The organism is Stutzerimonas frequens (assembly GCF_024448335.1).
Classification (GTDB): Bacteria; Pseudomonadota; Gammaproteobacteria; order Pseudomonadales; family Pseudomonadaceae; genus Stutzerimonas; species Stutzerimonas frequens.
This window is the reverse complement of the sequence record NZ_JAMOHM010000013.1, coordinates 24,942-44,036: the sequence shown is the minus strand read 5'-3', so window position 1 is coordinate 44,036 and position 19,095 is coordinate 24,942. Positions and strand designations below refer to the sequence as shown.

The following is a 19,095-nucleotide window of genomic DNA, read 5'->3' as shown; positions in this document are numbered from 1 at the left end:
CCGCCCCGTACTGCGGGCGTCCGGCGTGAGGTTGCTGCCGCGCTTTCGCGACCGCTGGTTGCTACGACGCATACCGCCGGCTTCCAGCGTGCGGCTGAACCAGCGGCGAATCTTCATCATGCCCACGGCGGTGGGGCTGACGTTCATGGCTGCGCTGCTGCTAATGCTGCTCACCGCGATCAACTACCAGAACAGCCTGGCCTATGGGCTGACATTCCTGCTCGGCTCCCTCTATCTGGTCACCATCCTGCACACCTGGCGCAACCTTGCCGGGCTGGTATTGCAGGCCGGCGGCACCACGGCGGCATTCGTCGGCGAGCAGGCCTTGCTGCGCGTCCGTCTGGAAAGCCAGGGGCGCGCCTATCAGGCCGTTGCGTTGGGCTGGCCGGCGAGCGGATTGCGCCTGGTCGACGTTCCGGCTGGCGGCACCGTCGAGGTCGAGCTGAGCCTGCCGACCCGCCACCGCGGTTGGTTGCGACCGGGCCGGGTGCGGGTGGAGAGCCGTTTTCCGCTGGGGCTGCTGGTGGCCTGGAGCTGGATCGACCTGGAGCTGGCCGCACTGGTCTATCCGCAGCCGTCGGCAGCCGAGCGTCCCCAGGGCGGCAGCGCGCCGGAGAGCGAGGATGAAGGCGTGCTGACGCGGGGCTCGGGCGTCGACGACTATCAGGGCCTGCGCGCCTGGCAGCCGGGCGATCCGCGTCGACGCCTGCACTGGAAGGCCTATTCGCGCGGCCAGGGCCTGCTGGTCAAGGATTTCGCCAGCCTGCTCGGCAACGATCCGCTGCTGGATTTCGACGCGCTTACCGGCGATACCGAGCAACGACTGTCGGTGCTCTGCCACTGGGTCATCGACCTCAGCGAAAAGCAGCAGCCGTTCGCGCTGCGGCTGCCGGCCGGCTTGTTCGGCCCGGACAGCGGCCAGGCGCATCGAGATGCCTGCCTGCGTGCGCTGGCGCTGCACGGCCTGGCTGATGGGGGCGATGCATGAGTGCGAAGCCGGGTATTCCGCGCAACAGCCTGATCTGGCTGCTGGTGGCGCAGGTGCTGGTGATCCTGCCGCATCTCACCCATCTGCCACTGTGGATCATCGGCCTGTGGCTGGGCTGCGCGGGCTGGCGAATCCAGATCTTCCGCATGCGCGCTCGTTACCCGCGCAGCTGGACCAAGGCGCTGCTGATGATCGGGGCGGGATTCGGGGTGTACTTTTCCCGCGGCAGCCTGGTCGGGCTCGAGGCTGGTGTGGTGCTGCTGATTGCCGCATTCATCCTCAAGCTGGTGGAAATGAGTACCCGCCGCGATGCGCTGGTGCTGATCTTTCTCGGCTTCTTCGCGGTGGTGACCAGCTACCTGTTCGAGGACAGCCTGCTCGCCGGGCTCTACAGCCTCCTTCCGGTCACTGCATTGCTCGCCGCGATGATCGGCCTGCAGCAGAGCAGCCTGGTGACGCGGCCGTGGCCGACCGTGCGGCTGGCCGGCGCGCTGCTGTTGCAGGCGGTACCACTGATGCTGGTGCTGTTTCTGTTCTTTCCCCGCCTGCCGCCGCTGTGGTCGCTGCCGCAGGCCGGCGACAGGGGTACGACCGGTCTGGCCGACCACATGGCGCCTGGCGATATCGCGCGGTTGGGGCGCTCGGCGGAGCTGGCGTTTCGTGTCAGCTTCGACGGCGAGATTCCCCCTCGCGACCAGCTCTACTGGCGCGCGGTGACCTTCGAGCGTTTCGATGGCCGGCGCTGGTCGCAGTCTTACGCATCCAACGTGCCCCAGGCACCGGAGTGGCAGGCGCTGGGCGAGCCGCTCAGCTACAGCGTGGTCATGCAGCCCAGCGGCCAGCCCTGGCTGTTCGCCCTGGACGTTGCTCAGGTTGCGTCGGGCGGGGCTCAACTGATGACCGATTTCCACCTGCAACGCCGCCAGCCGGTGACCAAGCCGCTGATGTACCGGGTGACATCCTGGCTGGACGCCCGACGCGAAGCCATCGGTGCGCCGGAAAGCCTTGCCCGGGCGCTGCAGTTGCCGGAGCAGGGCAACCCGCGCAGCCGCACCTGGGCTGCCGAGCTGCGGCGCAGCGCACAGGAGCCACAGGCAGTGGTGGATGCACTGCTGCGGCATTTCAACCGCGAGCCGTATCACTACACGTTGGAACCACCGCCGGTGGGTAGCGATATCGTCGACGACTTCCTGTTCCAGACCCGCAGCGGCTTCTGTGCCCACTACGCCGGCGCCATGACCTTCGTGCTGCGCGCGGCGGGCATTCCGGCGCGCGTGGTGGCCGGCTACCAGGGCGGCGAGGTCAATCCTGCGGGCAACTACCTTTCGGTGCATCAGTTCGATGCCCATGCCTGGGTCGAATACTGGGTCGCCGAGCGCGGCTGGGTCAGTGTCGACCCGACTTTCCAGGTCGCGCCCGAGCGCGTCGAGCAGGGGCTGGAACAAGCCTTGGCGCGGGAGCGGAGCTTTCTCGCCGACGAGCCGCTGTCGCTGCTGCGGTTCCGCGACGTCGGCTGGATGAACACGTTGCGGCTGCGCTGGGACAGCCTCAACTATGGCTGGCAGCGCTGGGTCCTCAATTATCAGGATGAGCAGCAGTCGCAGATGCTGCAGCGCTGGTTTGGCAAGCTCGACGGCCAGGCGCTCGGTCTGGGCCTGGTCGCCGTGCTCGGGCTGCTGACCGGAATACTGGCGCTCGTGCTGTTCAAACCCTGGCGGCGGGAAAAAGATGTTCAGCAGCGCCAGTTCGATCGCTTCGAGCGCTTGCTCGCGCGCCAGGGCGTTCGCCGGCTCAAAGGCGAGGGCGCGCGCAGCTTCGCCGAGCGGGCTGCCGCCGAGCTGCCCGAACAGGCGACAGCCATTCGCGCCTTCGTCAGGCTGTACGAGGCACAGCGCTATGCGCAGCAGCCTGGAGCGGGGGATGAACTGTCGCGTGCCCTGACCACTGCCCGACGTGCCATGCCCTGGCGTCTCGCTGCCCCGTCGCGGCGTTCCTGACAATTCGTTCATTGCCGGCATGGATGATTCGGCATTTCATCCGGCTGCTTCTGCCAGACAGGGTCGCGCGGCCCACCATGCGCCTTTAACATCGCCGGCATAACGAACGATAACGAGGTGCATATGGAGCTTTGCGAGCTGCTGCAAGCGGTGCGTGACAATCCCGAAAGCGTGGTCGTGCCGGCCAGCTGGGGGCAGGGGCGTGCGGGTTTCGGCGGCCTGGTCGCAGCGCTGGTATTCGAGAACATGCGCGCCAAGGTGCCTGAAGGACGCCCGCTGCGCTCGCTGGCGATCACCTTCGTTGGTCCGCTGGCGGTGGACAAGCCAGCCAGGTACGAGGCCGAAGTGCTGCGCGAAGGCAAGGCGGTGAGCCAGATGCTGGGCCGGGTGGTGCAGGATGGCCAGGTGGTCACCATCGTTCAGGGCAGTTTTGGCGCGCCGCGCAGTTCGGTGATCGATGTGCCGGCCGAGCCCGGTCCGTCCATGCCGCCAGTGGAAGCCTGCCAGGAGCTGCCCTACGTATCGGGCGTGACGCCGGAGTTCACCCGCTACCTGGCGATGCGCTGGGGTGTCGGCGGCCTGCCGTTCAGCGGCAACAGCTCCCGCCAGATGGGCGGCTGGGTGCGTCAGCGTGGCGATGTTCCTCGCGAGCCGATGACTGAAGCGCACCTGCTGGCGCTGGTCGATGCCTGGCCGCCCGCTGTGCTGCCGCACCTCAAGAGCTTCGCGCCGGGCAGCTCGCTGACCTGGACCATCGAGTTCATCCAGCCGATGCCCGTGCTCGACAGGCATGAATGGTGCATGTACCGCGCCGAGATCGAGCATGCCCGCGACGGTTACGGCCATTGCGCCGCCGCGCTGTGGTCGCCATCCGGCGAGCTGATCGCCCTGAGCCGGCAGACGGTGACGGTGTTCGGCTAAGGCCGCGGCTCGGGGCGGCGGTGTCTGGATCAAGCAGATGTGCCGCCCACTCGCAGGCTGCTAGCGCAACCATTCCGGTCGCAGCAGCATGACGACTCCCAGCACCAGCATTACCGCGCCGCTGACCAGCTTCAGCGTCGTGCCGGATCGTTGCGTGAGCTTGCGGCTGCTCAGTGCGAGCACCGCGACGGTCACCATCAGCGCGTCGTCGGCGATATAGCCAAGGATGTAGAGCCCGAGATAGGCATGATGGGCCAGCGCGCCCAGTTGCTGCTGCGCCAGTACGGCGGTGTAGATCGCTGGCAGCCCGGCGGTGCACAGCAACTCGACGAAATTGACCACCAAAGCCAGCGCCGCGACGCCGCCGAGTGCGGGGCATAGCGATTGGCTCTGCAGAATGCGACGCATCCGTGCATAGAGTCCGGGTTTGGCGGAGGCCGGTATCGACAGCGCGAAGCCGCCGGCAGGCCGCAGGCCGTCACGCAGATTGATGAGACCGATAAGCACCGCCAACAGTGCAGCCCGGCGAGCAACCAGGACGACAGGCCGACCAGCAGGAACAGGTTCAGCCAAGCTGCCATGAACAGGTAGTACACCGCGCCGCTGACCAGCACGAAGGTGCCGGCGATCAGCGCCATGCGGTGGCGATCGCGCAGGCGGACCAGCAGCGACAGCAGGAACAGCAGGACCCACATGGCGCACGGGTTGAATCCGTCCAGCAGGCCGAGGGCAAGGGTGAAAAGCGGCAGGCCCAGACGTTCCAGGCTGAGGTTGCCGAACAGCCTGCTCTCCAATGTGGTGGGTTGCGGCACCGATTGTTCGAGCAGCGCGATCAGCTGCGCGCCGCTGTGCTCGGCATCATCGAAGCCGACCAGCAGACGCTCGCCGATCACGAAGGTTGGAACTGCCGGTGGCCAGCTACCGGCTTCACGAGATAGTCGCAGCAAGTCGGCGCGGGCCGAGGGGTCACGGTCCACCTCGCGGAGGCGAATCTCCAGCTGCGGGTGCCTTTCGGCCAGTTCGACGAGAAAATCCTTGGCCGCGCTGCAGTGCGGACAGCCGTCGCGTACGAACACTTCCAGCACCGGCGGGTTGGCCAAGGCATAGGTCGGAGCCGCTGTGCCCAACAGGAATAACAGAAGGCTGCGCAGCAAGATCTGGAACATGAGCATGCATCCATGAATCCCGCCGCTGGTGGCGAGCGGGGCTGCTGATGAAGGCAAGATCGTCGGTCGTGCGGGTCCGCTCGGCAATGATCTGTAGCAAGGTTGGGCGCTGCTGCGGGTCGCGCCGAGACAGGCTGAGCTAATCTCTTAACCAGGGTCATGGCAGAGAGCCTGAGCCGTGGACAGACTCGAGCGACAGCAGGCCGACCGGCGCCGCGCTGTTTGCCGCCACACAGGGGAGACTTGGCGATGAAGATCGAGCGATTCGAAGACCTGATCGACTGGACACGCGATACCCATGCCATGCTCGCCCGCTGCATGGCTCGTTGTTCCGACAAGCACGAAGAGACCCGTGCCAAATGGCTGCTGGTCTATCTCGCCGATCACGAGCGAGCGCTGGCCGAAACGGTCGACAAGATCGAGAAGCACGCCGATCCGAAAGCACTGCACACCTGGATCTACGATTACCTGACGCGCAATCCGGTGCTGCGCAACCAGGCCTGCAAAGCCTACGACACCATGAGCGTGGAGGAGATATCGCTGGATATCTTCACCATCCACAACCAGGTCATCGACCTCTACCGCTCCCTCGCGCGTCGGGCCGAGATCGACGGTGCGCGCAACCTGGCCGAGGACCTGCTGCAGCTCGAGGAGCACGAGACGATGCGCCTGGCGCGCCAGGTCAGCCGCATCCACGAGATGTAAGCGCAGACCTGTTTCGAGCATACTGCCGCACCACTCAGAGACTGCTGCACGGGGCGGTGGATGTTCGAGCTTTCCGGCTATCTCGGCCTGTTCCTGGCAGCCTTCGGCGCTGCGACCCTGCTGCCCATGCAGTCCGAAGCCGTGCTGGCCGGGCTGCTGCTGACCGAACGCTATGCAGCATGGGAGCTGGTGGCGCTGGCGAGCCTGGGCAACGTTCTGGGCTCGCTGGTGAACTGGCTGCTCGGCCGTTATGTCGAGCACTTTCGTCACAAGCGCTGGTTTCCGGTCAATGAGCGTCAGCTCGCCAGGGCGCAAGCCAGCTATCACCGCTACGGCCGCTGGACCCTGTTGCTCAGTTGGGTGCCGGTCATCGGTGATCCGCTGACCCTGGTGGCCGGGGTGATGCGCGAGCCGCTGTGGAGCTTTCTGCTGATCGTCAGCCTGGCCAAGACCGGTCGTTATCTGATGGTAATGGCGCTCACGCTCGGCTGGATGTGAGGCGAGGGCTGACAGACGCGGCGGCCTGGCCGATCATGGCTGGCATCGATGGAGGAACCCGAGCCGCATGATCACCGAGGTGCAATTGAAGGCTGACAAGGCGGTCACCGCTAGCCGCGACAGTATCAGCGTGCGGCTGGTGGTCGAGGCACTGCGCGGCTTCTTGCAACCGGGGCTGACCGCCGAGCAGCTGCTGGAACAGATCGGTCTCGACCCCGGCTGTCTGCGAAACCCCGATGGGCGCATGGATGTGCGTGATTATTCGCAGCTCTGGCTGCGCCTGGCACGGCGGTTCGATGACGAGTTCTTCGGCATGGACCCGCGACGCCTGCGCTCGGGCAGCTTCGTCTTTCTCAGCCGCAGTTGCATGCAGCAGCCGACGCTGGAGAAGGCTCTGGTGCATGCGCTGGAATTTCTCGGCCTGGGTCTGGAAAACCTGCGCGGCAAGCTGATCCGTAGCCAGAGTCTTGCCGAAGTGGTGTTGCGCGAGCGCAACGCCGAGCCGGCCCGGGCGTTCTGCTACTTCACCTACTGGATGCTGCTGCACGGGCTGGCCTGTTGGCTGGTGGGACGGCGCATTCCCTTGCTGGCGGTGGAGTTGCGCTGCGCCGAGCCGGAGTACACCGACGACTATCGGGTCATGTTCTCCGACAACCTGCGCTTCGCGCGTCCCTCGACGCGCATCATCTTCGCTGCCGAGGTGCTCGATCTGCCGATCCGTCGCAGCGAGGCGGAACTGCGCAGTTTCCTTGCCGAGGCGCCGGCCAACATTCTGGTGCGCTACCGGGACCATTCCAGCCTGGCCAGTCGCATCAAGCAGCACCTGCGAAGCCTCCCCGCCGAGCGCTGGCCGGACAGCGAGACACTGGCGCAGGCACTGTGCATGTCGGCCTCGACGCTGCGGCGCCGTCTGGCAGAAGCGGGGCAGCCTTACCAGGCCATCAAGGACGGCCTGCGTCAGGAAATGGCCACCGAGTGGCTGGCCGACGCCAGCGTCAGCTATGGCGAGATTGCCGAGCGACTGGGGTTTGCCGATGTCAGCTCGTTCTACAAGGCCTTCCGCAAGTGGACCGGGATCAACCCCGGGCACTACCGCAATCTGATTCTCGCGCCGGCTCGCGGCTGACCATGCGTTTGGTGGCTGAAGCCCACCCTGCAAGCCCCGAGCGCCGCGCCCCGCACTTGTAGGGTGGGCTTCAGCCCACCAGCTCTTCTGCTCACAGTCCCCTGGGGCAGCGATGTGATCGCTTTTTGCCATTGGCCAAAACGGTCAGGCAGGTTGAATAGATCGACCATTGCCGCCCGCCCGTCGCTGTCCAAAGATGATCCCGGCTTCGAACCCCATAACAACAAGCACGGGAGAACGCCATGCGGATTCAGGACAACGTATTCCTTATCACCGGCGGCGCGTCCGGCCTCGGCGCCGCAGCGGCCCAGGCGCTGGTCGAGGCGGGCGGCAAGGTGGTTCTGGTCGATCTCGACGAAGCGGCCGCACAGGCCACTGCCGACGCACTGGGCGCGAACGCGTTCAGTGTGGTCGCCGACATCCGCGACGAGACGGCCGCCCGCCATGCCGTCAGCGCTGCTCGCGAACGCTTCGGTGCGCTGCACGGATTGGTCAACTGCGCCGGCGTCGCCGGCGGCGAAAAGGTCCTCGGCCGCAACGGGCCGCACAGTCTGGACAGCTTCAGCCGCATCGTCGGCATCAACCTGATCGGCAGCTTCAACATGCTGCGCCTGGCCGCCGAGGCCATGGCCGAGAACGCGCCGGACGAAGGCGGCGAGCGCGGCGCGATCATCAATACGGCCTCGATCGCCGCCTTCGACGGGCAGATCGGCCAGACCGCCTATGCCGCGTCCAAGGGCGGCGTGGTCAGCCTGACATTGCCGGCCGCCCGCGAGCTGGCGCGCTTCGGCATCCGGGTAATGACCATCGCCCCCGGCGTATTCGAGACGCCGATGATGGCCGGCATGACCCAGGAAATCCGCGACTCGCTGGCTGCCGACGTGCCATTCCCGCCACGTCTGGGGTACCCGGCCGAATACGCCGCGCTGGTGCGGCACATCTTCGAGAACAGCATGCTCAACGGCGAGGTGATCCGCCTCGACGGTGCCTTGCGCATGGCCGCCAAATGAAGGAAGCAGAGATGAAAGATGATCCGATCGTAATCGTCAGCAGCGCACGCACGCCCATGGGCGGCTTTCAGGGCGACCTGCAGGGCATGACCGCCTGGCAACTCGGCGCTGCCGCCATCCGCGCCACCGTGGAGCGCAGCGGGCTGCCGGCCGAGAACGTGCAGGACGTGCTGATGGGCTGTGTGCTACCTGCCGGCCAGGGGCAGGCACCGGCGCGCCAGGCGGCGTTGAGCGCCGGGCTAACCCGCGCCACGACTTGTACCACCGTGAACAAGATGTGCGGCTCGGGCATGCAGACTGTGATCATGGCCCACGATCAGCTGCTCGCCGGCAGCGCCGATATCGTTGTTGCTGGCGGCATGGAAAGCATGAGCAACGCACCGTACCTGCTCGACCGCGCCCGCGGGGGCTACCGCATGGGGCATGGGCGGGTGCTCGACCACATGTTCCTCGACGGTCTGGAAGACTCGTTCGACAAGGGCCGGCTGATGGGCACTTTCGCCGAAGAATGCGCCGACACGTTCGGCTTCAGCCGTGAAGCCCAGGACGCCTACGCGCTGGAGTCCCTGCGCCGCGCTCAGGTGGCGATCAACGAGGGGCGTTTCGCCGAGGAGATCGTCACGCTGGAGGTCACCCAAGGCAAACAGCAGCGGCAGATTCGCGAAGACGAGCAGCCGCCCAAGGCGATGCCGGAGAAGATTCCCAGCCTGAAACCGGCGTTCCGCGAGGGCGGCACGGTGACCGCGGCCAACTCCAGCTCGATTTCCGACGGCGCCGCTGCGCTGCTGCTGATGCGCCGCTCGGAGGCCGAGCGCTGGGGCCTGCAGCCGCAGGCGGTGATCCACGGTCACGCGGCATACGCCGATGCGCCGAATCTGTTCACCACCGCGCCGATCGGGGCGATCCGCAAGCTGATGGAGCGCACCGGTTGGGCCATCGATGAGGTCGATCTGTTCGAGATCAACGAGGCCTTCGCCGTGGTCGCCATGGCCAGCATGCGCGAGCTGGGCCTGGACCACGCAAAGGTCAACGTCAACGGTGGCGCCTGTGCACTTGGGCATCCCATCGGAGCTTCGGGCGCGCGAATCCTGGTGACGCTGCTTTCGGCTTTGCGCGCCCGTGGCCTGCGCCGCGGCGTGGCGGCGATCTGCATCGGCGGCGGCGAAGCCACGGCCATGGCCGTCGAACGGATCTGAGGAGGCGCCCATGCTGCCCAATGAAGATCAAAACGCGATCGCCGAGATGGCTCGCCAGTTCGCTCAGGAACGGCTGAAGCCGTTCGCCGAACAGTGGAGCCGCGAGCATCGCTATCCCGCCGAGGCAATCGGCGAGATGGCTGCGCTCGGCTTCTTCGGCATGCTGGTGCCGGAGCAGTGGGGCGGCAGCGACACGGGCTACCTGGCCTATGCCATGGCATTGGAAGAGATTGCCGCCGGTGACGGCGCCTGCTCGACCATCATGAGCGTGCACAACTCGGTGGGCTGCGTGCCCATCCTGCGTTTCGGCAACGACCAGCAGAAGCGCGATTTCCTCGGCCCGCTGGCACGCGGCGAGCAGATCGGCGCCTTCGCCCTCACCGAACCTCAGGCCGGCTCCGATGCCAGCAGCCTGCGCACCCGCGCCCGGCGCGACGGCGATGACTACGTGCTCAATGGTGCCAAGCAGTTCATCACGTCGGGCAAGCATGCCGGCACGGTGATCGTTTTCGCCGTCACCGATCCGGACGCCGGCAAGCGCGGTATCAGTGCCTTTATCGTGCCGACCGACAGCCCGGGTTATCAGGTGGTACGGGTCGAGGACAAGCTCGGCCAGCACGCCTCGGATACCTGCCAGATCGCCTTCGAGGATCTGCGCGTGCCGGTGGCCAACCGGCTGGGCGAGGAGGGTGAGGGCTACCGCATCGCCCTGGCCAACCTGGAGGGCGGCCGCATCGGCATCGCCGCCCAGGCGGTGGGCATGGCCCGCGCTGCCTTCGAAGCGGCGCGCGATTACGCCAGGGAGCGCGAAACCTTCGGCAAGCCGATCGTCGAGCACCAGGCGGTGGCCTTCCGCCTGGCCGACATGGCGACGCAGATCGCCGTGGCGCGGCAGATGGTCCATCACGCTGCGGCGTTGCGCGAGGCCGGTCGGCCGGCATTGGTGGAGGCCTCGATGGCCAAGCTGTTCGCCTCGGAGATGGCGGAAAAGGTTTGCTCGGCAGCGATCCAGACCCTGGGTGGCTACGGCTACCTGTCCGACTTCCCGGTGGAGCGCATCTACCGCGACGTACGGGTCTGCCAGATCTACGAAGGCACCAGCGACATCCAGCGCCTGGTCATCTCCCGCAACCTCGGAGGATCTGACTGAGCACCGCTGCGCCGCCCGCGTGCCTGAGGCGGCCAAACGAAGAACCATGCCGGTAGAACGCCGTTTCCTCGACCGGCACGTCGACAATAAAAACAAGATAGAGGTAGGAAACATGCAACCAGGTTTGATGCAGAACGCCCCCCTACTGATCAGCGGCATCCTCACCCACGCCGCCCGTGCCCACGGCGACCGCGAAATCGTCTCGCGGCTGGTCGATGAACCCCTCTGGCGCTACGACTACGCCGGCCTTGCGAACCGCGCCGCGCAGGCGGCAAGTATGCTGCGTGCGCTGGGCATCGGCCCCGGCGACTGCGTGTCGTCGCTGGCCTGGAACACCCATCGTCATTACGAACTGTTCTTCGCCGTACCCGGCATCGGCGCGGTGCTGCACACCGCCAATCCGCGGCTGTCGGATGAGCAGATCGTGTACACCATCAACCATGCCGGCAGCCAGGTGCTGTTGTTCGACAGCAGCTTCGCCGCCTGCGTCGCCCGTCTGCGGCCGCGGTTGAGCAATATCCGGCATTTCATCGAACTGGCCGCGCAGCCTTCGTCCGGCCTCGAAGGGGTGATGGGCTACGAGCAGCTGATCGCCGTCGAACAGCCGCTCGCCTGGCCGCAGTTCGACGAGAACGCTGGTGCGGTGCTCTGCTACACCTCCGGTACCACCGGCGATCCCAAGGGCGTGCTCTACAGCCACCGTTCGGTCGTGCTGCATGCGATGGCCGCCGGGTTGTCCGGCGCGTTCGGCCTGTCCGCCTTCGACTGCATCATGCCGTGCTCGTCGCTCTATCACGGCACCGCCTGGGGCATTCCATTTGCCGCGGCGATCAATGGCTGCAAGTTCGTCCTGCCGTGCGACAAGATGGACGGCGCCAGCCTGCAGGAGCTGATCAAGAGCGAGGGCGTGACCCTGTCCGGCGGCGTGCCGACCATCTGGACCATGTACCTCGCGCATCTCGAGCGCAGCGGCGAGGATTCGGGCAGCCTCGCGCGGCTGGTGATCGGCGGTTCCGCCGTGCCGCGGGCCATGGCCGAGACCTTCCAGACCAAATACGGCGTGGCGGTCTGCCAGCTGTGGGGCATGACCGAGACCAGCCCCTTGGGCGTGGTGGCGACGCCGACGCCCAAGCTGGCCGAACGCGGCCAGCAGGCCACCAACGACACCATCTGGACGCGCCAGGGGCGCCTGCAATTCGGTATCGAACTCAAGATCGTCGACGAGGAAGGACGTGAGCTACCGTGCGACGGCGTCAGCTCCGGCAGCCTCAAGGTGCGTGGCCCATGGACGGTAGAACGTTACTACCGCAGCGAGAAAAGCGCGCTGGATGCCGAAGGATGGTTCGACACCGGGGACATCGCCACGCTGGACGCCGATGGCTTCATGCGCATCACCGATCGCAGCAAGGATGTGATCAAGTCCGGTGGCGAATGGGTCAGCTCCATCGATATCGAGAACGTGGCCGCGGCCTGCCCGGGCGTGAAGGTGGCGGCAGTGGTAGGGGTGTTCCACCCGAAATGGGAGGAGCGGCCGCTATTGGTGGTCGAGCCGCACAGCGATGCCGAGATCACGGTGGAGCAGATCCTCGCCCACCTGGAGCCGAACATCGTCAAGTGGTGGATGCCTGACGCGGTGATCTTCGACGCGGTGCCGCTCACCGCCACCGGCAAGATCGACAAGAAGGTCCTGCGCGAGCGTTATCGCAATCATCTGGTGGAAAACCAGCCCAGCGTCGTCAACCAGTAACGCCTGTTAGCCCGACGCGCTCCGTGCTTCGGCGCGGGGCGCGTCCGCGTGCGTGTGCATCGAGGAGATCGACCCATGAACGAACATGACGATACCCGTAGCGGACCGCTGTGCGGGCTGCGCGTGCTGGAGTTCACCGGCATCGGCCCCGGTCCACATTGCGCCATGCTGTTGGCCGACATGGGCGCCGAGGTGCTGCGTATCGAGCGCGAAGGTGGCAATGGCTGGCCGAACCCGGTGGTCGATCGCGGGCGCAAGACGCTGACCCTCGACATCCGCAGCGTGGCGGGACGAGAGCGAAGCCTGGCGCTGGCCATGAACGCCGACGTGCTGATCGAAGGCTTCCGCCCCGGGGTGATGGAGCGGCTGGGGCTGGGGCCGGACGAGCTGCTGGAACGCAATCCGCGGCTGATCTACGGGCGCATGACCGGCTGGGGGCAGAGCGGCCCGTTGGCGAAGGCCGCTGGGCACGATATCAACTACATCGCGCTGACCGGCGCGCTGGCGGCGATCCGTGGCGATAGCGGGCCGGCCATCCCTCCGTTGAATCTGGTCGGTGATTTCGGTGGTGGCTCGCTCTACCTCGCCGTCGGCATTCTCGCCGCATTGTGGGAGCGCGAGCGCTCAGGGCAGGGGCAAGTGATCGATGCGGCCATCGTCGACGGGGTGTCGTCGCTGATGACGTTCTTCGCCGGCTTGCTGCCGAGTGGACGGATCGACCTGCAGCGTGATCGCAATCCGCTGGCTGGAGCGGCGCCGAACTACCGCTGCTACCGCTGCGCGGACGGTCGCGAAATCGCCATCGGCCCGCTGGAACCGCAGTTCTGGCGCGAGCTGCTGGAGCGCATGGACGCACCAGAAGCGCTGTGGGCGGGCTGCGCAGATCCGGCCGAGTGGCCTGCGCAGGGCGAGTTGCTGGAGCGGCTGTTCGCGACCCGCACTCAAGCCGAGTGGTGTGCCTTGCTGGAGGGCAGCGACGCCTGTTTCACGCCCGTGCTGGAACTGGCCGATGCGCCGCAGCATCCCCATCTGCGCCAGCGCGGGGTCTATCAGGAGCTCGATGGGATGGTGCAGGCGGCGCCGGCGCCGCGGTTTTCACGAACGCCAGGCAAGGGGCGGCGGACGCTCAGATGCGAGCCGGAAGCAGGGTGGGATTGACCGGATGGCCAGCGGCGAATCACTACCGATGGCTAAGCGCCAAGCAGCTGCATCGTGTAGGCGACCAAAAGGACAAGTTCTTTTTCTCCAGTCCGCGTTTCGTCTGATGATCAATGCGAGATCGGCGTTTATTGGACAGTTAGTCAAGAAAACGATTCCCACATATATAACGTTGATGTCGGTGCACAGTAAGAAGTAATGAACTGGATACGACCAAGGTCTCGACTGGGCGCTGGAACAGGCGTTGTAGACGTGCCGCACGTCGGTTGAAGTTGCACGGCTGGGTCAGCGGACTACTATCAAAACCGAGGCTGCTTATTACAACAAAAACGGGGAGTCAAACGTATGAATAACAATGCCGAACAACAAGTAGTTGCACTTGAATTGTGCCGTTTCCTTGCTCACTGTCTCGCCGCGATCGTTGTCGTGGGGATGCTTTTCGTGGGACTGGTGGAAACCTGGCACGCGGCCTTCAACATTGGTGTCGCTCCACTGCTGGCCATCGCACTCTGCGATTATCTGGCCAGATCCAAGGAAACTGCTGTTCTGACAGCAGACGCCTGATACGACCCAGGCGCTAACCAGCCGAAGAACCTACCTATGCCAATCGAGCGATCGACACCCTGACGGTGACTACTGTCGGGGTGTCCTGCATTGCGCGTTCGAAGCTGCCGCAGCTGTTACTGGAAACCCATCCAAAGGTGTTACTCCTTCCGTACGGTGTAACGGTTCGCTGAGGCGGGCGGTAACGAAAGGGCGTTTCGGCATCCTGCTACGATTGGCTAATTTCAGCTAACCTATTGAAAAATAAGCATATCGTAAAACTGGCACGGGGAATGCTTTCCTATGGGCACAACAAAAACAAGAAAGCACACCCCATAACAAGAACAACACGTAGCGACTCCGACACAATAAAAACAAGCAGGTGGGAGACGTAGCAAACTGATTCTTTTGGAGAGGAATTGCCCGACAGGTTTCCTGTCGACCGGACCGAGAACAACAAAACTGCCTTGAGGCAGCTCCAGAACCGGTTGAGCCCGCGAGGGTAGTGGCAACATCAGCGACCAAAATAATCCGTTTGTTCTTTGTGTCCCGAATGGGACTGCTACTCGGACAATGTCCGACCGGGCTGCCAACAAAAACAACAAGCCCGTCAGCAGAAGAAGAACAAAGCAACACGACCTGAAGGGGAGCCTAGCGGCTCCCCTTTTTATTGGCCGCAGTTAACGGTTGTTGCGAATTTACCGGCGGGGCGGAGGTGGGATTGGTGGGCTGAAGCCCACCCTACAAGTCCGTAGACGCTTAGGTGGGAACCCGGCGTTGCATTGTTGTATGCACCGTAGGGTGGGCTTCAGCCCACCAACAAACGCCGCAAGGAGTAAGCGCTCCTGATCCCAGCAGCTTCACGCCCCCAGCCTCGCGGCGTATCTACTAAAGCGCGTAGTTCGCCAGCTCCCGTGCGATCAGCAGGCGCTGAATCTCGCTCGAACCTTCGTAAATCTGCGTGATACGGGCATCGCGGTAGTAGCGCTCGACCGGGTAGTCCTCGAGGTAGCCGTAGCCACCGTGGATCTGCACCGCCTGCGAGCAGACCTTCTCGGCCATTTCCGAGGCAAACAGCTTGGCCTGGGAGGCTTCGGACAGGCAGGGCAGGCCGGCGCTCTTCAGCCGCGCGGCATGCAGAATCAAGAGACGCGCCGCATTCAGCTGGGTCTGCATGTCGGCGAGCATGTTGGCGATGCTCTGGTGTTCGGCGATCGGCTTGCCGAACTGCACGCGCTCGCGGGCGTAGAGCAGGGCGGCTTCGAAGGCCGCACGAGCGATACCCAGCGCCTGCGCGCCGATACCGATACGCCCGCCTTCGAGGTTCGACAGCGCAATCGCCAGACCCTTGCCGCGCTCGCCAAGCAGGCTCCTCTCGGGGATTCGGCAGTCGCTGAGCGAGACCGCGCAGGTGTCGGAGGCACGGATGCCCAACTTGTGTTCGCTGCGCTCCACCGCAAAGCCGGGCGTGTCGGTGGGCACCAGAAAGGCGGAAAGACCCTTCTTGCCGAGGTCCGGATCGGTCACCGCGAAGACGATGGCCAACTTCGCCCGCTTGGCATTGCTGCAGAACTGTTTGCTGCCGTTGAGCACCCACTGGCCGTCCACCCGTTCGGCGCGGGTGCGCAGGTTGTGCGCCTCGGAGCCGGCCTGCGGTTCGGTGAGGGCGAAGCAGCCGATGGCGCGACCGCTGGCCAGTTCAGCCAGCCACTCGTCCTTCTGCGCCTGCGAGCCGTAATTCAGCACCGGGCCGCAGCCCACCGAATTGTGGATGCTCATCAGCGCGCCGGTGGCGCCGTCGCCGGCGGAGATTTCCTCCACGGCCAGGGCGTAGGCGACGTAGTCGATATAGCTGCCGCCCCATTCTTCCGGGACGACCATGCCGAGCAGGCCAAGCTCTCCCATCTGGGCGACCAGGGCGTCGTCGATCCAGCCGGCCTTTTCCCAGGCCTGTGCATGGGGGGCGATCTCGCGGCGGGCGAAGTCGCGCGCCATGTCGCGGATCATGCGTTGGTCTTCGCTGAGTTCGAGGTCATGCATTGCGCGGTCTCTTCTTGTTGTTGTGCTGCAAAGAGGTTCAGGCCGTGGCGCTGCGGCGTGTCTTGCCGGTGGTGGCCTTGAAGCCGTCGAAGAACGCCTGGACGCGCTCCGGCGTGACCTCTGCCAGCGTCGGCGGATTCCAGCGCGGTGACTTGTCCTTGTCGATGATCAGCGCGCGCACGCCTTCCATGATGTCGCCCTTGGCGAACCATTGACGGTCCAGATGCAGCTCCAGGGCGAAGCAGTCGGCCAGCGGCAAATTGCGGCCGCGCCGCAGCATCTCCAGGGTGACGCACATCGCCAGGGGTGAGCGGCTGTCGAGCACCTTGAGGGTCTCGGCGGCCCAGTCGCTGAATTCGGGACGGTTCTCGGCTGCCAGCGAGGCACGAACCGATGCCACGTCCTGCTTGGCGAAATGCTCGTCGATGGCTTGGTGCAGCGCTTTGAGTTCGGAACCGGGCAGCCTGTTGGTGCCTAGTGTGGCCACCAAGGTGCGCAGCGCCTCCTGGGGATGGACCGACCAGCTCATGCGGTCCAGGCAGCGATCCAGCTCGGCAATCTGGTCGTGGCTGACGCACCAGTCCGCCAGGCCCACGTGTAGCGCATCGGCGGCGCGGATCTGCAGGCCGGTGACGCCCATGTAGGTGCCAAGCTCACCCGGCAGGCGCGAGAGGAAATAGCTGCCGCCGACATCCGGGAAATAGCCGATGCCGACTTCCGGCATGCCCATGCGCACGCGCTCGGTAACCACCCGCAGCGACGCGCCCTGGACCAGGCCCATGCCGCCGCCGAGGACGAAACCGTCCATCAGCGCCAGTAGTGGTTTCGGGTATGCATGGATGTACTGATCGAGGGCGTATTCCTCCTCGAAGAAGGTTTCGTGCTCGGTGTCGCCGCGCTGGAAGCTGTCGTACAGCGAACGGATGTCACCGCCGGCGCAGAAGGCTTTTTCGCCATTGGCGCGCAGTACCACGGCATGAATCTGCGGATCGGCAGCCCAGGCGCTGAGCTGCTGTTGCAGCAGGCGGACCATTTCCAGGGTCACCGCATTCAGCCCGGCCGGGCGGTTGAGGGTGAGGTGGCCGACGTGGTTGCGTACGGCGGCCAGCACGGGGCGTTCGGTTGCACTCATGGTCAGGTGTCCTTGCGGTACTGATTGATGATCGCCGAGAAATCCAGGCCACCGTGGCCCTGGGCGCTGAAGCTCTGGTAGAGCTGCTGGGCGAGGGCGCCGAGGATCACCGGCTGACGCACCTGCTTGGCGGCCTCGGTGGCCAGGCCCAGATCCTTGAGCATCAGGTCGCTGCCGAAGCCGCCGCTGTAGCCGCGGGAGGCCGGTACGTTGTCCAGCACGCCAGGGAAGGGGTTGTAGGTATCCGAGCTCCAGCAGCGGCCACTGGAGGTGTTGATCACGCCGGCCAGGGTCTTGGCATCCATGCCCAGAGCGACGCCCAATGCCATGGCCTCGGCGACGCCGATCATCGAGATACCCAAGAGCATGTTGTTGGCGACCTTGGCCACCTGGCCGTTGCCGGCTGCACCGCAGTGCACGATGTTCTTGCCCATGGCCGCGAGAATCGGTTGTGCACGATCGAAGTCCGCATCGCTGCCACCCACCATGAAAGTCAGGGTTCCGGCTGCTGCACCGCCGGTGCCGCCGGAAACCGGTGCGTCGAGCATCGGGTTGCCATGCTCGGCGGCAGCCTTGGCCACTTCGCGGGCACTGTGCGGATCGATGGTCGAACAATCGATCAGCATCACACCGGCACGGCTGCTGGCGATCAGGCCGTTCTCGCCCAGGTACACGCTCTTCACATGGGCGGCGGCCGGTAGCATGGTGATGATCAGCTCGGCATTGCCCTGGGCGATGGCGGTCGGGGAGTCGACCGGCAGCGCACCGGCGCCGACCAGATTTTCGACAGCTGCGGCGTTGAGGTCGAAAACGCTGAGCTGGTGGCCTGCCTTGAGCAGGTTGTGGGCCATGGGTGCGCCCATGTTGCCCAGGCCGATGAATCCGATATGCATGGCGTGTTTCCTCTTGTTGTTATGGCCAGATGCGGCTCAGCGATTGGTGAACTCAGGCTTGCGCTTCTCGCTGAACGCGGCCATGCCTTCCTTCTGGTCGGCGGTCGCGAACACCGCATGGAACACGCGACGTTCGAAGCGGATGCCTTCGGCCAGCGTGGTCTCGAAGGCGCGGTTGACGCTTTCCTTGATCATCATGGTGGCCGGCAGGGATTTCTCGGCGATCACCCGGGCGGCCTTGAGGGTTTCCTCCAGCAGGCTTTCGGCGGGGAATACGCGCGCGACGAGGCCGGCGCGCTCGGCTTCGGCGGCGTCCATCTGGCGACCGGTCAGGCACATGTCCATCGCCTTGGCCTTGCCCACTGCGCGGGTCAGGCGCTGGGTGCCGCCAATGCCCGGCAACACGCCTAGGTTGACTTCCGGCTGGCCGAAGCGCGCATTGTCGGCGGCGAAGATCATGTCGCAGAGCAAGGCGAGTTCGCAGCCACCACCCAGTGCGTAACCGGCGACGGCGGCAATCAGCGGCTTGCGGCGCGTGGCGATGCGGTCAGCTTCGGCAAAGAGGTCATCGAGATAGACCTGCGGGTAGGATAGCTCGGCCATTTCCTTGATGTCGGCGCCGGCGGCGAACGCCTTGGCCGAGCCGGTGAGCACGATGCAGGCGATCCGCGGATCGGCCTCGAGCTGGCCCAGGGCCTGGTTCAGCTCGCTGATCAGCTGCGCATTGAGCGCGTTGAGCGCCTGCGGCCGGTTGAGGGTGATCAGCGCGACGCGCTCCTGGATGTCGACGAGCAGGGTTTCGAATGTCATTTCAGCGTCCTTGAG

18 protein-coding genes are annotated in these 19,095 nt (G+C 65.3%); 12 read left to right on the top strand and 6 right to left on the bottom strand.

The genetic code is table 11. The features are described from left to right. Positions 1-25: 25 nt before the first annotated feature. From NAO55_RS16715 to NAO55_RS16705, 3 genes are all read left to right on the top strand, one after another. On the top strand, positions 26-988 hold the full coding sequence (locus NAO55_RS16715; RefSeq protein WP_102841262.1) for a DUF58 domain-containing protein: 963 nt from the start codon (positions 26-28) through the stop codon (positions 986-988). Further along, positions 985-2,985, top strand: coding sequence for a transglutaminase TgpA family protein (locus NAO55_RS16710; RefSeq protein WP_102841261.1), 2,001 nt, complete (start codon positions 985-987; stop codon positions 2,983-2,985). Before NAO55_RS16715 ends, NAO55_RS16710 begins: the two co-directional genes overlap by 4 nt. Positions 2,986-3,108: 123 nt before the next feature. Next, the gene (locus NAO55_RS16705; protein WP_102841260.1) at positions 3,109-3,906 is read left to right on the top strand and encodes an acyl-CoA thioesterase; all 798 of its coding nucleotides are present in this window, start codon (positions 3,109-3,111) and stop codon (positions 3,904-3,906) included. Positions 3,907-3,966: 60 nt separating this feature from the next. Here the strand turns inward: NAO55_RS16705 and NAO55_RS16700 are convergent, their stop codons facing one another. Further along, positions 3,967-4,104: a hypothetical protein gene (locus tag NAO55_RS16700; protein ID WP_232244547.1), complete on the bottom strand. Its 138-nt coding sequence runs from the start codon at positions 4,102-4,104 to the stop codon at positions 3,967-3,969. Then, the gene (locus tag NAO55_RS16695; protein ID WP_232244548.1) at positions 4,104-5,159 is read right to left on the bottom strand and encodes a glutaredoxin family protein; all 1,056 of its coding nucleotides are present in this window, start codon (positions 5,157-5,159) and stop codon (positions 4,104-4,106) included. Before NAO55_RS16695 ends, NAO55_RS16700 begins: the two co-directional genes overlap by 1 nt. Before the next feature lie 162 nt (positions 5,160-5,321). Here NAO55_RS16695 and NAO55_RS16690 point away from each other — a divergent pair, with 162 nt between their 5' ends. From NAO55_RS16690 to NAO55_RS16650, 9 genes are all read left to right on the top strand, one after another. Continuing rightward, positions 5,322-5,777 (top strand): hypothetical protein, encoded by a 456-nt coding sequence (locus NAO55_RS16690; protein WP_102841259.1) that lies wholly within the window; start codon positions 5,322-5,324, stop codon positions 5,775-5,777. Between the two features lie 60 nt (positions 5,778-5,837). Continuing rightward, on the top strand, positions 5,838-6,275 hold the full coding sequence (locus NAO55_RS16685) for a YqaA family protein (RefSeq protein WP_102841258.1): 438 nt from the start codon (positions 5,838-5,840) through the stop codon (positions 6,273-6,275). Between the two features lie 67 nt (positions 6,276-6,342). Further along, positions 6,343-7,401, top strand: a complete 1,059-nt coding sequence (locus tag NAO55_RS16680; RefSeq protein ID WP_102841257.1) for an AraC family transcriptional regulator — start codon at positions 6,343-6,345, stop codon at positions 7,399-7,401. Positions 7,402-7,643: 242 nt separating this feature from the next. Next, positions 7,644-8,411 (top strand): SDR family NAD(P)-dependent oxidoreductase, encoded by a 768-nt coding sequence (locus tag NAO55_RS16675; RefSeq protein WP_102841256.1) that lies wholly within the window; start codon positions 7,644-7,646, stop codon positions 8,409-8,411. 11 nt (positions 8,412-8,422) lie between these two features. Continuing rightward, positions 8,423-9,607, top strand: a complete 1,185-nt coding sequence (locus NAO55_RS16670; RefSeq protein ID WP_102841255.1) for an acetyl-CoA C-acyltransferase — start codon at positions 8,423-8,425, stop codon at positions 9,605-9,607. A 10-nt stretch (positions 9,608-9,617) separates the two neighbouring features. Continuing rightward, positions 9,618-10,757, top strand: coding sequence for an acyl-CoA dehydrogenase (locus NAO55_RS16665; RefSeq protein WP_102841254.1), 1,140 nt, complete (start codon positions 9,618-9,620; stop codon positions 10,755-10,757). Between the two features lie 127 nt (positions 10,758-10,884). Continuing rightward, positions 10,885-12,504, top strand: coding sequence for a long-chain fatty acid--CoA ligase (locus NAO55_RS16660; protein ID WP_102841253.1), 1,620 nt, complete (start codon positions 10,885-10,887; stop codon positions 12,502-12,504). A 75-nt stretch (positions 12,505-12,579) separates the two neighbouring features. Beyond that, entirely contained in the window at positions 12,580-13,662 is a 1,083-nt protein-coding gene (locus tag NAO55_RS16655; RefSeq protein ID WP_102841252.1) for a CaiB/BaiF CoA transferase family protein, read from the top strand. Positions 13,663-14,007: 345 nt separating this feature from the next. Next, positions 14,008-14,226, top strand: coding sequence for a hypothetical protein (locus NAO55_RS16650; RefSeq protein WP_019407593.1), 219 nt, complete (start codon positions 14,008-14,010; stop codon positions 14,224-14,226). 867 nt (positions 14,227-15,093) lie between these two features. Here the strand turns inward: NAO55_RS16650 and NAO55_RS16645 are convergent. From NAO55_RS16645 to NAO55_RS16630, 4 genes are read right to left on the bottom strand one after another with little or no spacing between them, the layout of a single operon-like run. Continuing rightward, a complete protein-coding gene (locus NAO55_RS16645) occupies positions 15,094-16,245 on the bottom strand; it encodes an acyl-CoA dehydrogenase family protein (protein ID WP_102841251.1) in 1,152 nt (383 codons plus the stop codon). A gap of 37 nt (positions 16,246-16,282) precedes the next feature. Next, positions 16,283-17,377: an enoyl-CoA hydratase/isomerase family protein gene (locus tag NAO55_RS16640; protein ID WP_102841250.1), complete on the bottom strand. Its 1,095-nt coding sequence runs from the start codon at positions 17,375-17,377 to the stop codon at positions 16,283-16,285. 2 nt (positions 17,378-17,379) lie between these two features. Beyond that, a complete protein-coding gene (mmsB, locus tag NAO55_RS16635) occupies positions 17,380-18,270 on the bottom strand; it encodes a 3-hydroxyisobutyrate dehydrogenase (protein ID WP_020306202.1) in 891 nt (296 codons plus the stop codon). Positions 18,271-18,306: 36 nt separating this feature from the next. Next, positions 18,307-19,080, bottom strand: a complete 774-nt coding sequence (locus NAO55_RS16630; RefSeq protein ID WP_102841249.1) for an enoyl-CoA hydratase — start codon at positions 19,078-19,080, stop codon at positions 18,307-18,309. Positions 19,081-19,095 lie beyond the last annotated feature (15 nt).